The organism is Pseudomonas sp. P42 (assembly GCF_017973755.1).
In the GTDB taxonomy this organism is placed as follows: domain Bacteria; phylum Pseudomonadota; class Gammaproteobacteria; order Pseudomonadales; family Pseudomonadaceae; genus Aquipseudomonas; species Aquipseudomonas iridis.
The window spans coordinates 116,393-131,359 of the sequence record NZ_JACOPU010000009.1 but is presented as its reverse complement, the minus strand read 5'-3'; the positions used below and the strand labels follow the sequence as shown (position 1 = coordinate 131,359).

At 59.1% G+C, this 14,967-nt stretch carries 15 protein-coding genes; 8 read left to right on the top strand and 7 right to left on the bottom strand.

All coding sequences use genetic code 11. From position 1 onward, the window contains the following. Window positions 1–42 precede the first annotated feature (42 nt). From H8B20_RS26280 to H8B20_RS26270, 3 genes are read left to right on the top strand one after another with little or no spacing between them, the layout of a single operon-like run. Window positions 43–1,596 carry an efflux transporter outer membrane subunit gene (locus tag H8B20_RS26280; protein ID WP_228732766.1) on the top strand — a complete coding sequence of 518 codons (1,554 nt, stop codon included), beginning with the start codon at window positions 43–45 and terminating at the stop codon, window positions 1,594–1,596. Then, entirely contained in the window at window positions 1,589–2,713 is a 1,125-nt protein-coding gene (locus tag H8B20_RS26275) for an HlyD family secretion protein (RefSeq protein WP_210625038.1), read from the top strand. Before H8B20_RS26280 ends, H8B20_RS26275 begins: the two co-directional genes overlap by 8 nt. Further along, window positions 2,703–3,728, top strand: coding sequence for a DUF2955 domain-containing protein (locus tag H8B20_RS26270; protein ID WP_210625037.1), 1,026 nt, complete (start codon window positions 2,703–2,705; stop codon window positions 3,726–3,728). The genes H8B20_RS26275 and H8B20_RS26270 overlap by 11 nt, the downstream gene beginning before the upstream one ends. On the opposite strand, the gene H8B20_RS26265 is transcribed toward H8B20_RS26270, so the two are convergent. Further along, window positions 3,713–4,159, bottom strand: coding sequence for a YMGG-like glycine zipper-containing protein (locus H8B20_RS26265; protein WP_210625036.1), 447 nt, complete (start codon window positions 4,157–4,159; stop codon window positions 3,713–3,715). The two genes, H8B20_RS26270 and H8B20_RS26265, sit on opposite strands and share 16 nt — an antisense overlap. 176 nt (window positions 4,160–4,335) lie before the next feature. Here H8B20_RS26265 and H8B20_RS26260 point away from each other — a divergent pair, with 176 nt between their 5' ends. Beyond that, window positions 4,336–4,956, top strand: coding sequence for a hypothetical protein (locus H8B20_RS26260; RefSeq protein ID WP_210625035.1), 621 nt, complete (start codon window positions 4,336–4,338; stop codon window positions 4,954–4,956). A gap of 5 nt (window positions 4,957–4,961) precedes the next feature. Here H8B20_RS26260 and H8B20_RS26255 read toward each other — a convergent pair whose 3' ends face one another. Then, the gene (locus H8B20_RS26255; RefSeq protein WP_210625034.1) at window positions 4,962–5,981 is read right to left on the bottom strand and encodes an AbrB family transcriptional regulator; all 1,020 of its coding nucleotides are present in this window, start codon (window positions 5,979–5,981) and stop codon (window positions 4,962–4,964) included. 142 nt (window positions 5,982–6,123) lie between these two features. Next, window positions 6,124–6,546 carry an HD domain-containing protein gene (locus H8B20_RS26250; protein ID WP_200615814.1) on the bottom strand — a complete coding sequence of 141 codons (423 nt, stop codon included), beginning with the start codon at window positions 6,544–6,546 and terminating at the stop codon, window positions 6,124–6,126. Window positions 6,547–6,768: 222 nt separating this feature from the next. Here H8B20_RS26250 and H8B20_RS26245 point away from each other — a divergent pair, with 222 nt between their 5' ends. From H8B20_RS26245 to H8B20_RS26230, 4 genes are all read left to right on the top strand, one after another. Beyond that, a complete protein-coding gene (locus H8B20_RS26245; RefSeq protein WP_210625033.1) occupies window positions 6,769–7,200 on the top strand; it encodes a hypothetical protein in 432 nt (143 codons plus the stop codon). A 507-nt stretch (window positions 7,201–7,707) separates the two neighbouring features. Continuing rightward, window positions 7,708–7,998, top strand: a complete 291-nt coding sequence (locus H8B20_RS26240) for a fructose-bisphosphate aldolase (RefSeq protein WP_210625032.1) — start codon at window positions 7,708–7,710, stop codon at window positions 7,996–7,998. A gap of 214 nt (window positions 7,999–8,212) precedes the next feature. Then, entirely contained in the window at window positions 8,213–8,713 is a 501-nt protein-coding gene (locus H8B20_RS26235; protein WP_210625031.1) for an Hcp family type VI secretion system effector, read from the top strand. Then, window positions 8,706–9,041 (top strand): hypothetical protein, encoded by a 336-nt coding sequence (locus H8B20_RS26230; RefSeq protein WP_210625030.1) that lies wholly within the window; start codon window positions 8,706–8,708, stop codon window positions 9,039–9,041. The genes H8B20_RS26235 and H8B20_RS26230 overlap by 8 nt, the downstream gene beginning before the upstream one ends. A 261-nt stretch (window positions 9,042–9,302) precedes the next feature. On the opposite strand, the gene H8B20_RS26225 is transcribed toward H8B20_RS26230, so the two are convergent. The 4 genes from H8B20_RS26225 to H8B20_RS26210 form a co-directional block, all read right to left on the bottom strand. Beyond that, window positions 9,303–9,851 carry a cupin domain-containing protein gene (locus H8B20_RS26225; RefSeq protein WP_042558757.1) on the bottom strand — a complete coding sequence of 183 codons (549 nt, stop codon included), beginning with the start codon at window positions 9,849–9,851 and terminating at the stop codon, window positions 9,303–9,305. Between the two features lie 508 nt (window positions 9,852–10,359). Further along, complete coding sequence (locus H8B20_RS26220; RefSeq protein WP_042558756.1) at window positions 10,360–11,643, bottom strand: NAD(P)/FAD-dependent oxidoreductase; 1,284 nt, start codon at window positions 11,641–11,643, stop codon at window positions 10,360–10,362. A gap of 52 nt (window positions 11,644–11,695) precedes the next feature. Next, entirely contained in the window at window positions 11,696–13,186 is a 1,491-nt protein-coding gene (locus H8B20_RS26215; RefSeq protein WP_210625029.1) for an aldehyde dehydrogenase, read from the bottom strand. Between the two features lie 173 nt (window positions 13,187–13,359). Continuing rightward, window positions 13,360–14,736 carry a glutamine synthetase family protein gene (locus tag H8B20_RS26210; RefSeq protein ID WP_042558754.1) on the bottom strand — a complete coding sequence of 459 codons (1,377 nt, stop codon included), beginning with the start codon at window positions 14,734–14,736 and terminating at the stop codon, window positions 13,360–13,362. Between the last annotated feature and the right edge of the window lie 231 nt (window positions 14,737–14,967).

Below are 14,967 nucleotides of genomic sequence, written 5' to 3'. Positions count from 1 at the left end.
CCGTCTATGCTCCACTGATATTCACGGCCCGGGAAACAAGCAATGCCTGCAACAACAGCACTGCTGACGCGATCCGGTCATCTGTTATTGCTCGGTGTCTTGAGTGTGGGCGGTTGCGTGCGCCTGGGGCCGGATTTCCAGCCGCCCGCCGAAGCATGGAGCAAACAATGGAACAGCACGGCTTTGGAGCAGGCCAGTGAACGCGCCGCCCATCCCGATCTGCGCCAATGGTGGCAAGTCTTCGGTGACCCGGTGCTGGATCGCCTGATCAGCGAAGCCGATGCGCGCAACAGCAGTCTGAAAATCGCAGGCCTGCGAGTCCTCGAAGCCCGCGCACAACTGGGTATCGCCGAAAGCGGCCGCTACCCGCAATTGCAACAGCTCGGCGTCGACAGCCTTTACGTCGACCGTCACCAGTCCGGCGGCAACAATCCGCAGGATCTGCACTTCTGGCAGCACAGCGCCGCGTTTGATGTCGGTTGGGAACTGGATTTCTGGGGCCGCTTCAGTCGCGCCATCGAGTCATCCGATGCGCAATATTTCGCCGCGCAAGCCAACTACGAAGACGCCCTCGTATTGCTGCGCGCACAAGTCGCCGACACCTATTTTTCCCTGCGCACCACTGAAGCAAGGCTGCGCGTCGCGCGGGAAAACGCTGTCCAGCAGAAGCGTAATTTCGAGATCACCGAAAAACTCTTCAACAGCGGCCAGAGCGCTGAACTCGATCTGCAACAGGCGAAAACCCAATACCTTGGCACGCTGAGCAGCATCCCGGCATTTGAAGATCAGCTACTGCGCACGCGCAATGCGCTGGCGGTGCTGGTTGGCCAGCCGCCCGGCGGCGCGGCGCTGCTCGCCGAACAACCGGGGCTGATTCCGTTGGTGGATCGCGCCGTGCTGCAAGACGTACCGGCCAACCTGCTGCTGCGCCGTCCGGATGTGCGCGCGGCGGAACTGAATGTCGCCGCGCAATCGGCGCTGGTCGGTGTCGCTGAAACCGATCTGTATCCATCGCTGACCTTGCTCGGCAGCATCGTCTGGTCCACCGACTCCCTCAGCGCCACGCCGCGCAGCCTCGACCTGATCGGCGGGCCGAGCCTGCGCTGGAACATCTTCGATTACGGGCGCATCCGCAACAACATACGGGTGCAGGACGCACGCTTGCAGCAACTGATCGAAGCCTATCGCGACAAGGTCCGCCAAGCCGCACGCGAGGCCGACGACGCCGCCAGTGGCTTGAGCAAAGCGCTGGAACGCGAGCGGATTCTGCGGGAGGCCGAAGGCGCCGCGCGGCGCTCACTGGTGCTGGCCAACACGCAATATCGCGAAGGCTATTCGGACTTCCAGCGCGTGCTCGACGCGCAACGCGCGCTGCTGGAATTGCAGGACAACTATCTGGTCAGTCGCAGCAACGCCGTGAGCAACCTGATCGCCCTCTACAAAGCCCTTGGCGGCGGTTGGCAAAGCACTTCGCCGCAGATCGACGAGCCGACCCGCGAACAGATGCAACAACGCACTAATTGGGGCGACTTGCTCACCGCGCCGCCCGCCCAACCGCTGTATCCACTCCCGTCGCAGGACCGCCGCCATGACTGACGCCGCACCTCCCCCTCCGGCGCCCACGCCAGCCCCGAGCGATCCGGCCAAAAAAGGCATCCGCTGGGTGCTGCTGTTGATTGTGCTGAGCCTGGCCTGGTACCTGCTCGCCGACCGCTACACGCCCTACACCCAGCAGGCGCGGGTCGGCGCATTCGTGATTCCGGTGGCGGCGGAAGTCGCCGGCCGGGTGATCCGGGTCAACGTGCGCAACAACCAAGACGTCAAGGCTGGCGACGTCCTCTTTGAGCTCGATCCGCAGCCGCTGCAAATCGCCGTGGATCGGGCGAAAGCCGATCTGGAATCGACCCGCCGTCAGGTCGGCGCCAGCACCGCCGGCATCGCTTCGGCGCAGGCCTCGCTGCGTGCCGCGCAAGCCAACGAGCTCAAGACGCGGCAAGACAATCAACGCCTCGAAGGTTTGTACAAACAGGACCCGGGCACCATCTCCGTACGCTTGCTCGAAGTGTCGCGAGCCAACCGCGAACAGGCGGTCGCCCAGGTCGCCGCCACCCGCGCCGAAGTGCAGCGCGCGCAGGAGCAGGAAGGTGGCAACACCGACACCAACGCGCAGCTGCGCAGCGCGGCCTCGGCACTGGCAAAAGCCGAACTGGATCTGGCCAACACTCGCATCGGCGCACGTTCGGCCGGGTTGATCACCGACCTGCGCACCGATGTCGGCCAGTTCGCCGCTGTCGGCAGCCCGGTGATGACTTTGATCGCCATCCATGATGTGTGGATCAGCGCCGATCTGACCGAAAACAACCTCGGCCGCGTGCAACCCGGAACACCGGTGGCCATCGTCCTCGACGCGCTGCCCGGCGAAGTCCTCGATGGCCGAGTGCGCAGCGTCGGCTATGGCGTCAGCGTCGGGCAGACGCCAGCGCCGGGCACCTTGCCGAGCATCCAGAACAGCCGCGACTGGCTGCGTCCGGCGCAGCGTTTTCCGGTGATTATCGAGTTCACTGAGGAGGCGAAAAAACGCCTCATCGACAACCGCGCGATCCGTGCCGGTGGTCAGGCTGAAGTCATGGCCTTCCCCAGCGAAGGCAACCCGCTCAATCCGCTGGGGCGGCTGTTTGTCGGGCTGATGAGCTGGCTGTCGTATGCCTACTGAGCACAGCGTCCCGGCGCAACGGGCGTTGCGCCTGGCGTTCGGCACCGCGTTGTGCACCGCCGTCAGTTATGCGCTGGCGCTGCCGCTGGCGTTTATTTCGCCGGTGCTGGCGGTGTTGTTACTGGCCAGTCTGCCCCGGCCATTGCCGCTCAAAGGTGCACTGGTGCTGGCGTTGGTCGCGGCGCTCACCACCAGCATCGGGCTGCTGCTGATGCCGCTGCTGCGTTACTACCCGGTGAGTGGCGTGTTGTTGATCGGCCTCGGTCTGTTTCTGGTGTTCCGCTTTGGCTTGCGCGGCGGCAACCCGTTGATCGTGACCTTTCTGGTGATCGGCATGACCATGATCTCCGCCGCCGGGTTCGCCGAATTCGATCTGGCAATGGCGGTGATTGGTGCGTTGATCAAAGGCCTGTTGCTGGCGGTGGCGGTGGTCGGCGTCAGCCACGCGCTGTTTCCTGAGCGGCCTGATAGCCCGCTCCCACCCAAGCCACCCGCAATGCCCGCCGACGAAGTACCGCGCGTGGCCCTGCGCGCCACGTTGATCGTGCTGCCAACCTTTTTGCTGGCCCTGAGCGACCCGGCCAGCTACATGCCGATCATCCTCAAAGCCGTCAGCCTCGGCCAACAAAGCTCCACGACCAACACCCATCACGCGGGGCGTGAACTGCTCGGCTCGACCCTGCTCGCCGGCGTTTTGGCGGTGCTGGTGTGGTGCGGATTAAGCCTTTTCGTGCACCTGTGGATGTTCTTTCTGTGGATGCTGCTGATCGGACTATGGCTGGCGCGCAAACTCTATCGCCTCAGCCCGGCGCAGCTCAGCCCGGGGTTCTGGCTCAACACCCTGATAACAATGATCATCCTGCTCGGCCAATCAGTGCAGGACAGCGCAGCAGGCAAAGACGTCTACACAGCGTTTGCCGTGCGCATGGCCCTGTTTATTCTGGTTACGCTTTACGGCGTATTGATGATGCACCTGCTCCAAGGGCACAGAACCCGCCGTCAGGGCGTGACCTGATAGCCGCGTCCTTGCAAACACCCGGTGTAGGCACTGGAACTGGCCGCTGCATCGGTTTTGCTCTGCGCGCGACGTTCTTGCCGCTGTCGAGAGCCACCGACTACCGCACCGGCCGCAGCGGTTTGCTGGGCCCGGTTCTGTCGGTAATCCTGTTTGCGATCATCGTCGACGCGGTCGTAAACCTCGTCGTGTTGACGGCCGCGGACTTCAGAACCTACTGCTCCGGCAGCGGCACCGACAGCGGCCCCCTTCAGACGACCACCCGCTTGGGGTGTTGAAGTCGGCGAAGACGAAGCGATGGAGTGGCAGTCGTTGATGTCGATCTGGGTTTGTTGAGAAGACTGGCCTTTGAGCGGAACGATGGATTCGGCGCTGGCGTGAGTGGCGTACAGGGCAGCGATCATCAGCGTGATGGACGTTAGGCGATACATGATTACCTCCGGCGGGGCCTGGGGTTGGCTGTGATGCGGGGTAATAAGGAAGTCTAGTTCAAAGTATTCGGAAAGGAACTCTTGAAGATGGCACTCGACGTTATGGAATCAGTGGCCCGCACCCGCCGTTATGGATACCATCCCGACACCCTCAATTTCGCCGATCACGGATCTCGATGCGTCGTTTACTCAGCCGAATTGCCGCGCTCATCAAACCTGAGGCAAAGCCACTTTTTGCCGGATACAGCCTGAAAGTCCTGCAGTCGTACTTTGTGGCGCCGTTGTCGATCGTCCGCCTGCCTAACCTGCCGATGATGACATCGCTGGAGCAATCCGGAGTATCCGCCTGTTACATCGCACTTCTGACTGAAAAAAACGACGTCAGCCGTTTCCGGCTGCAGGTCGACTCGTCCTTCCAAAAGGTCAGGGAAAGCACGTTCAACGGCCTGCGCACCTTTGAATATGAGGACGCCTTGAGCAAGGAGCGCTTGATATTCTTCACCGCCAGTCAAGCGTTCAACGCGGTCACGATTCATTTAGTGACTAACAGCGCGAGGTTCCTCGACTGGCTGAACGACGAAAGGCTCACTGTCCCACCACCGTGGGTCGCCTTCGAGGGTTACAACCCCTCATTGTGGGGAGGCAACATGCAAGGTGCCCAAGGTTTCTACAACGAGCGCTATTTCCTGCCGTTTTTTACTTGTTTGAGCGACGCTGAAAAACAGCGCTATTACGCAAGATTCAATGCCAGCGCCGAGTGGATAGAACAACTGGAGTTGATGTACAGCGATGATTGATTCGTTCAGGCCCCCTCACGCACCCGCCGCACCTGCACCAACAACGCCGGCGCAAAATGCAGCAGCACCATCCGCGCCAAGTGGTGAGTGAGGATAAACACCACATTCAGCCCGCCGGCAAACGCGACAATCGCAATCGTCTCGATCGCCCCCGGCATATACGCCAGCCACAGCGACAGCGGATCACTGTCCAAAAATCGCGCCGCCACTTCCGCAAATCCCGCCGCGACCACGATCATCAACCCGACCGAGACCAACGCCGTGCGGCCATGCAGGCCCAATTCCTTGAAGCCCAAACCCTGAAACCGCGAGCCGATGCGCACGCCGAGAATCAGCGCCGCCAGATTCAAACTCCAGTCGGGCATGTGAAAACCGTGCAACCAGCCTGCTTTTACAAAGACTGCGGTGATGATGATCGCCGTGAGCATGAACGGCGCCGGCACGCCGATCACCAGGAGCAATCGACCGAGCACGACGCTCAAGCCGATTACCGAGAGAACCGTCAACGCCATGCCGGTGGTCAACGGATCGCTTTCAACAGCAGCAACCGACACCTGCCCCGGAATCAAAAAGCTCACCAGCACCGTGATCAGCAGTAACCGCATCAGGTGCACGATGATGACTTTGCTTGAAGCCTTTTCCGACTCCAGCAAATCGAAAACCGCTGCCAATGCGCCCGGGTACACCGCCAACAATGCATCAGTGCGATTCCACCCTGCCCCGCGCGTCAGCCACCAACCGGCCAGGGCAATCTGCACCGTCAGACACAGCAGCAACACGCCAAGGCTCGGCAACATCGTCGACGCCGTCGCACTGTCCCACGCCTCGAACATCAGCCCAGTGGCGATGCCCAGCGTCACCTGTATGTAGCCCAGCCCATAAGGCGTCGCGGGTGCGAAACCCGATTTTGTCACGACCAATGCCGTGACAAGGATCGAACCCAACAGCAAGCCGTGCGGCACGCCGAGGGACTGCAACACCGCGCCAAACCCGGCGGCGATCAACAAACACAGAATGGATTTCATATTCGCCTTCCTGGCTATTCAACTGACCCAATACAAATCCCATGTAGGAGCTGCCGAAGGCTGCGATCTTTTGATCTGGCTTTTTACAATCAAAGTCAAAAGATCGCAGCCTTCGGCAGCTCCTACACCAGGGCCTCGGAATTTATGAGCGCAACCGGCCAATCGCCCGCCGATACTTCTCGATCCGCTCCAGATCCTCCCAACTCGGCGAGGCGATCCGCGAAAGGTCGCTGTTCTCTTCCAGATCCGCCAGTTTCACCACACGGCCGATCGGGTTCTGCGCGGCGCGTTCGACGAAATCCTCATAGGATTCGCCCGGCACCTTGGTCACCGATTCGATAGCGCTCAGCACTACTTCGCTGAAGCCTTCCTTACGCAGATCATCGAGACTGATTTCGCAATCCTCGACCACATCGTGCAGCACGGCGACGATGCGTTCTTCCAGCGTGGTCATGCGCAGCATCACTTTCAGCGGATGCAGAATGTACGGCGCCCCGCCCTTGTCCACCTGCCCGGCGTGTGCGGTGGCGGCGATGGCTATAGCGCGTTCGAGTGTTTGAGTCATGAGCATCTCCGTTGGCGCGAGGCGGGAGAGTCGTTGCGACTGTTGATTTCAATCATGGGCAACTTCCACTCCTTGGGTGCGTTGAATGTTTCCGATTGTTTCGCAGTCTACGCGAACCGCGCAAATGAAAAACCCGATTGAACCTCCGTCATCGACGCCCTCTCGAAACCCTATAGCGCCAACTGAATGCTCAGAACCGGCGCCATTGAAGAGGAAATACCGATGAACATTCGATTCCTGCTTCTGCTCGCCACTTTCTGCGTCATCCCCACCTGCGTCATGGCCGAAGGCTGCGACGTCCAAACCCGTTCTTCCAGCTCCGCCGTGCCTGCCGTATCCGGCCACAGTTGCTATGAGTACGAAGGAACGCCGGTCAACGCCATCGATTGGTCGTGCAGCAACGAAAGCAAAGACATGGTCAACGCCGTCAAGAAAAAGGTCCAGCAGTGCGACGACCACTACAAGGCTACTTGCATCGCCACCCTCACCCAGGAATCGCTCGCCAACCCGCACTCCACCAGCAAGGATAAAAACGCCAAGGCGTTGAACATCCCGGATGGTGCGCAGGTGACTACGTATTACTACGGTGCGGAGGATTTGGGGCAGGCGAAGATTGATTGTGAAAGTGGTGGGGGGAATTGGAAGGCGAAGTAGTGTTTGTCGCCCGCGCACCAAACAAAAGCCATGCCTTGAGATCGACCGAATTGGAGTCTGAAAAACGCGTAGGAAAACACCCCTTGTGGCGAGGGGATTCATACCCGATGGGTTGCGAAGCGGCCCCAAACCGGCGAGCTCATTTCCCCAGACACGCCGCAGGCCACGGATTACGACAACTGCGTCGCCGAGCGGGAGCAAGCTCCCTCGCCACAGGGTCGGGTTTGCGTCCTACAGGCTGGTTGTGGGTGTGGGAATTGCTGCCTAGAGTGGGGCTGTCGCTGACCGCAGTTGGCGATGGGTTTCGCAGCCCTCAGAAGTGACACACACCGCTAGATGACAACTGTGGCAAAATCCGCCGCCGTTTCGTTATATGGCGGCTGTGTGTGGGAGACCTTCGGGTCTGCCGGTTTGACTCTTCTCCGGTCTGCGAACCCGCATACAGCTGCCACCCATTTGTTTCGCAGCAGAAAGGTGGCACTTCTTAATTATTTGAAGAGCAATCTTATGACGATCAAAAAACCGCTCAACCACTACGCCCACATGTCCCATCCCGCCACCGACAACCCCGTCCTCCTGATCGACGCCGACGCCCCACTGCGCGAACTCCACGCCTGCCTCGCCGAACGCCTCAACGCCGTCCTCAAATACCTCGACCTCATCGCCTGCACCAGCCTCCCCGACTACGCCGAACACGACATCAACACCGTCACCAATATCGCCAGAATCATGGTGCAAGACGTGAGTGACGTGTTTCGGGTAATCGAACAGCGAGGCTTTGACGCGTCCACCTCATAACCAAGACGTTGCCAAAGTGCCAATTTCATAAACGCCCGGTCATCCAATCAGCGATAACGTCGTTGGCACTTCGGAATAATCACCTCCTGACTTCCGCGCCCCTTGTAAGACGCGTCTGAAAATCACCAACAGCTAACCGACGCCTCACTGTTCCGGCTTTAGTGGACGGTTACTCTTCAACCAAGAGTCTTCCATTCAATAAAGCAGAGCGTCCATGGCCAACCACAGTTACATGAGCATTACCGGAAACAGACGAGGACTGATCTCCGCCGGTTGTTCCGACACTAATTCAATCGGCAACAGGTGCCAACTGGGTCACCTTGACGAAATAATGGTACTGGCCTATTCCCACAACATGACCACCGGCAATAACGGCGGCGTCACCGCAGATCGTGGCCAACACTTGCCGATCATGATTACCAAGAACATCGACAAATCCTCACCACTGCTGTCCGCCGCACTTCATGAGCGTGAAGTGCTGGACTGCACCATCTTCTTCTACCGAACCTCACCCGCTGGCACACAGGACAAGTACTTCAAAATCCACATTGCCGGCGCAAAAATCGCCCACATCAACCTCCAGGTTCCCCACGCCATCCACTTGAACGACGCCCAGCCTCAAGAATTGGTGTCGTTTACTTATCGCGAAATCAGTTGGACACACCTACAGGCGGGCACGTGCGGTTTTAGCCGTTGGGAAAATGAAGATGAATGAGGATTCGTGTGACATCAACGACGTTACCCGGGCTGCTTCCGATCTGGTCGCATTCGGGTGCCAGATCGGCGCGATTCGGTTGTACGATAGCTTCAGCCAACTCAAGCTTGGCGAGGTTGTTTCATCTTATGCGAATGAGATTGTTCGAGCGGTAGATGAAGGTGTTATTAGTGCAAAACAAGGATTTGATGCAATTAGCAGCGAGTATTCAGAGCTTTCAAGGAAATCTGCTTTCTACATCGAGAACGGAATAGGCGTGATCGCAGGAGCTATTCAGTTTGAGTCAGGCGTTTCCAAAATCAAAAACAGCCGAGGACACCCTTTATAATTGAGCGCGAAGCAAGACACATTTCCCGAACACTCACTAGTCCGCCACACCTTCGCCTCGAAAAAAAAGCGCAAAGCAATGTAAACATGCCAGATAATTCATTACGCCATTAGCCCTGCATCATCACGCACTCATTCAGAGCCTTCCTACAAATGAAAACCGACAAGCCTACAAACCTTTCCTCGACTCAAAAAAAATCCGCCGCCCTTCAACAAGGCGTCGGATTTACTTACAGCGCATGGTTTTTACCTAAAGCATCAATCAGAAGTTAGCCGGCGTATTCGCACTAATAATCTCAGCCTCATCCGCCCCGATATTGCGAAACTTATGCGGCAACGTCGTAGGAAAGTAATACCCATCCCCGGCATTCAGCACACTCACCGAGCCATCCACGGTCAACTCGACAGTCCCGCGCGTCACAAGCCCACACTCCTCACCTTCCGAGTGAACAATCGGCTCTTCCCCGGAGCTCGCGCCCGGTGCGTATTGCTCGCGCAGCAAGCGCATCTGGCGGCTTGGTACCGAGGCGCCGATCAGTAGCAGGCGCAGGCCGTGGCGGCCGAGGTCGGGCTGTTCGTTGGCGCGGAAGACGTATTGATGTTCGCGCGGCGGCTGGTCGAAGGTGAAGAAGTCGGCCAGGGACATCGGGATGCCTTCGAGCAGCTTTTTCAATGAGCTGACGGAGGGACTGACGCGATTCTGTTCGATCAGGGAGATGGTGGCATTGGTCACGCCGCTACGCCGGGCCAGCTCGCGCTGGGAGAGTTTGTAGCTTTCGCGTACTAGTTTGAGTCGAGAACCCGTATCCATGACTGCCTTATGTAAGAACGACTTAAGGGCGATGGGGGTGGGTGGCGGGTGACGCGCCGGGGCGCGGGTCACGTTGCTCCCGTGTCCCGGAACCGTGAAAGGCGGCTATTAAATCACGTTTGGTGGTGTTGCTCAGCAGGTTCGATGGGTGGTGGGGGAAAAGTCTTTCTTGCCTTGGTAATACAGTGACTGTGGGAGTGAGCCTGCTCGCGAAAGCGGTGTGTCAGACGACGGCGATGTTGGCTGATATGACCTCTTCGCGAGCAGGCTCGCTCCCACAGTTGGATCTCTTTTGTGTCAGTTGGCTTTGTGGAGGTTGTCAGGCCGTCATCGCTGGCAAGCCAGCTCCCACAGGTTTTGTGGTTGTCAGTGGGAGTGATGGCGTCTTTACAGGCGCCATCGCTGGCAGGCCAGCTCCCACAGGTTTTGTGGTTGTCAGTGGGAGTAATGGCGTCTTTACAGGCGTCATCGCTGGCAAGCCAGCTCCCACATTTTGAACATTGCCAGCTTAGATGCCGAAACGATCGCGCAGCGAGTAGTAGACGGCGCCGAGGGCGGTCAGTGGAGCGGAAAAGGTGCGGCCGCCGAGCATTGGCATGTGTGGCAAGGACGCGAACGCGTTGAAGCGTTCGGCATCGCCGCGGATCATTTCCGAGATCAGTTTGCCGGCCAGGTGCGAGCAGGTGACGCCGTGGCCACTGTAGCCTTGCATGTAGTAGGCGTTTTTCTCGATACGGCCGAATTGCGGCATACGTGACATGGTCAGCAGGAAATTGCCGGTCCAGCGGTAGTCGATTTTCACGTCTTTGAGCTGCGGGAAGGTTTTGAGGATCTTCGGGCGGATCAGTTGTTCGATGTCGTCCGGTTCACGCGCGCCGTAGACCACGCCGCCGCCGTACAGCAAACGGTTGTCGGCAGTGAGGCGGTAGTAATCCAGCAGATAGTTGCAGTCTTCGACGCAGTAGTTGTTGGTGATCAGGCTGCGTGCCTGTTTCTCGGTCAACGGTTCGGTGACAACGATTTGCGAGCCGCAGGGCATGCTTTTCGCGGTGACGCGGTTGTCGAGGCCTTGCGGCAGGTAGGCGTTGCCGGCGATCAACAGGTACTTGGCGCGGACCAGACCTTTGGCGGTGCGCACGACATTTGGCTCGCCGTAGGTGATTTCCACCGCGGCCGATTGCTCGTAGATCTTGCCGCCCAAACTCACGATGGCTGCAGCTTCCCCGAGGGCCAGGTTGAGTGGATGCACGTGGCCGCCCTGCAAGTCCAGCAGACCACCGACGTAGGCGTCGGAGCCGACTTCGCGACGAATGTCCGCAGCGTCGAGCATCTTCAGATTGCGGTTGCCGTAGCGTTCCCAGTTTTTCTTCTGCTCGGCCAGACCATTCAGTTGTTTCTTGTTCATCGCCGCGAAGATACCGCCCGGACGGTAGTCGCATTTGATGTCGTATTGCTTGATGCGCGAACGAATGATGTCGGCACCTTCGAAGATCATGCTGCCCAGGATTTCGGCGGTCTTGTCGCCGTAACGCTCTTCGATCACGTCGACGTCGCGGCTGTAGGAGTTAACCAGTTGCCCGCCGTTACGGCCGCTCGCGCCGTATCCGACTTTCGCCGCTTCCAGCACCGTGACCTTATAGCCAGCCTCGGCGAGGAACAGTGCCGAGGACAGGCCCGTGTAACCGGCGCCGATGATGCAGACGTCGCAATCTACCGCTTCTTCGAGGGTCGGAAAGTCGATGACTTCGTTGCGAGTGGCGGCGTAGTAGCTGTTTACGTGTTGTTGTTTCATACGGTTCTCCGAGGGTCGCCGGCTCACGCCGGCAACCGCCGCTGTAAAAGAATTAGAGCTTGATCCAGGTCGCTTTCAGCTCGGTGTACTTGTCGAACGCGTGGAGCGATTTATCGCGACCGTTGCCCGACTGTTTGAAGCCACCGAACGGCGCGGTCATGTCGCCGCCGTCGTACTGGTTGACCCAGACGCTGCCGGCACGCAGGCCACGAGCAAAGGTGTGCGCCTTGCTCAGGTTGCTGGTCCAGACCCCGGCGGCGAGGCCGAAGATGCTGTCGTTGGCGATCTGCAGCGCTTCTTCAACGGTGTCGAAGGTGATCAGCGACAGCACCGGGCCGAAGATTTCTTCCTGAGCGATAGTCATGGCGTTGGTCACGCCGTCGAAAAGCGCCGGCTGCACATACAGGCCACCAGTTTCTTCGAGGGTGCGTTGGCCACCGGCAATCAGCTCGGCGCCCTGCTCGCGACCGATGCTGATGTAGCGCAGCACGTTGTCGAGTTGACGCTGATCGACCACGGCGCCGACGGTGGTCGCCGGATCCAGGGCGTGACCGGGTTTCCACGCTTGCAGTGCTTCCACCAGCAGCGGAATGAACTGCTCACGGATCGAACGCTCGACCAGCAGACGCGAACCGGCGGTGCAGACTTCGCCCTGGTTGAAGGCGATGGCGCCGGCCGCTGCTTGTGCCGCGGCGCGCAAGTCCGGCGCGTCGGCAAACACCACGTTCGGGCTTTTGCCGCCGGCTTCGAGCCAGACGCGTTTCATGTTGCTCTGGCCGGCGTAAATCATCAGTTGCTTGGCAATCGCCGTGGAGCCAGTGAAGGCCAGCACGTCGACGTCCATGTGCAACGCCAGCGCCTTGCCGACGGTATGGCCGAAGCCTGGCAAGACGTTGAACACGCCTTTCGGAATGCCGGCATCCAGTGCGAGCTGAGCGATGCGGATCGCGGTCAGCGGAGACTTTTCCGAAGGCTTGAGGATGAACGAGTTACCCGCCGCCAGGGCCGGGGCGAATTTCCAGCTGGCCATGATCAGCGGGAAGTTCCACGGCACGATGGCCGCCACCACGCCGCAAGGCTCACGAGTGATCAGGCCGAGCTGGTCGTGCGGTGTGGCCGCGACTTCGTCGTAAATCTTGTCGACGGCTTCGGCGCTCCAGCGGATCGCGTTGGCGGTCGCCGGGATGTCGATGCTCATCGAGTCGCTGATCGGTTTACCCATATCGAGGGTTTCCAGCAGCGCCAGTTCTTCCTGGTTCTGCAGGATCAGATCAGCGAAGCGGATCAGGATGCGCTTGCGCTCGGCCGGGGCTTTGTTGGCCCACACGCCGGATTCGAAAGACTGGCGCGCGACTTCCACGGCGAGGTTGGCGTCGGCGTCATCGGTGCTGGCGACGGAGGCCAGAAAACGGCCGTCAACGGGGCTCAGGCATTCAAATGTGTCGCCGCTGATCGCCGGGCGGTATTCACCGTTGATGAACGCGCGGGATTCAATGGTCAGGGACTGGAAGCGTTGTTCCCAGTCGTTGCGGGTTGTGGTCATTGTTATGGCTCGACGAGGGGTGGTGAGCAGCGGACGGACGCCGCCGATCAAAATCTGGAAACCCGATGCCCTGTAGGAGCTGCCCAAGGCTGCGATCTTTTGATCTTGATCCTGAAAAACAAAGTCAAAAGATCGCAGCCTTCGGCAGCTCCTACAGGGAATGGTGTTGGGCTTTAAACGGTATGCAGATACCAGTTGTACTCAAGGTCAGAAATCGAGTTTTCGAACTCGGCCAGCTCGCTCTCCTTGCACGCGACAAATACGTCGATGTACAGCGGGTCGATGTAGCGGGCCATGACTTCGCTGTCGTCCAGCTCACGCAATGCGTCGCGCAGGTTGTTCGGCAGGCTCTGTTCGTTCTGCTCGTAGCTGTTGCCCTCGACTGGCGCACCCGGTTCGATCTGATTGGTCAGGCCGTGGTGGATACCGGCCAGCACCGAGGCCATCAGCAGGTACGGGTTGGCATCGGCACCGGCGACACGATGCTCGATGCGCACCGCGTCAGCAGAACCGGTCGGCACACGTACTGCAACCGTGCGGTTGTCGATGCCCCAGCTCGGCGAGTTCGGCACGTAGAACTGCGCGCCGAAACGACGGTACGAGTTAACGTTCGGGCAGAGGAAGGCCATTTGCGCAGGCAGGGTCTCCAGCACACCGCCGATCGCATGTCGCAGCGCGGCGTTCTGCTCGGGATCCTCGCTGGCGAAGATGTTGTTGCCTTCTTTGTCCAGGATCGAAATGTGTACGTGCAGACCGTTACCCGCCTGGCCCGGATACGGCTTGGCCATGAAGGTGGTGTCCATCTCGTGGTCGTAGGCGATGTTTTTCACCAGACGCTTGAGCAGGACGGCGTAGTCGCAGGCCTTGATCGGATCGGAGACGTGATGCAGGTTGACTTCAAACTGCGCCGGGGCGCTTTCCTTGACGATGGCGTCAGCAGGAATGCCCTGCTCTTTCGCGCCTTCGAGGATGTCTTGCAGGCAGTCGACGTATTCGTCGAGGTCGTCGATCAGGTAGACCTGAGTCGACACCGGGCGCTTGCCGGAAACCGGCGAGCGTGGCGACTGCGGACGGCCGTTCACGTTGTCCTGGTCGATCAGATAAAACTCGAGTTCGAACGCTGCACAAATGGTCAGGCCGAGGTCGTCGAATTTGCGCACCACGTTGGCCAGCACTTCACGCGGGTCAGCGAAGAACGGCTGGCCTTCAAGTTCGTGCATGGTCATTAACAGTTGTGCGGTTGGGCGCTTCTGCCACGGCTCGATGCTGAGGGTGCCGGGGATCGGATAGCAGATGCGGTCGGCGTCGCCGATGTCCAGGCCCAGGCCGGTGCTTTCCACCGTGGAGCCGTTGATGTCGAGGGCAAAGAGCGAGGCCGGCAGGTTGATGCCTTTCTCGTAAACCTTATGAAGACTGGTGCGTTCGATGCGCTTGCCGCGCACCACACCGTTCATATCCGCAATCAGAAGGTCGACGTACAAAACCTCAGGATATTTCTTAAGGAATGCGTTTGCTTCGTTGAGTTGAACGGTACGCAGAGGGACCGACATGATGCACCTATTTAGCTGTTAATTATTATGTTCACTGCTGTTTCGCCGAGCCAGTCAACCCGAACGGCAAAGTGAAGTCAATAGCGAACACCCTGCCGCTCAGCCTTTATTTTTAGGGCTTTTCTTGACACCCGCGTGCCAAAACAGGCGCCAGACGCCTGCCAATCATGAAGATTTGATGAACGGCGTTTAGAATTTTTTACACGGGAGTTGTTAATTAAAATCAACGAC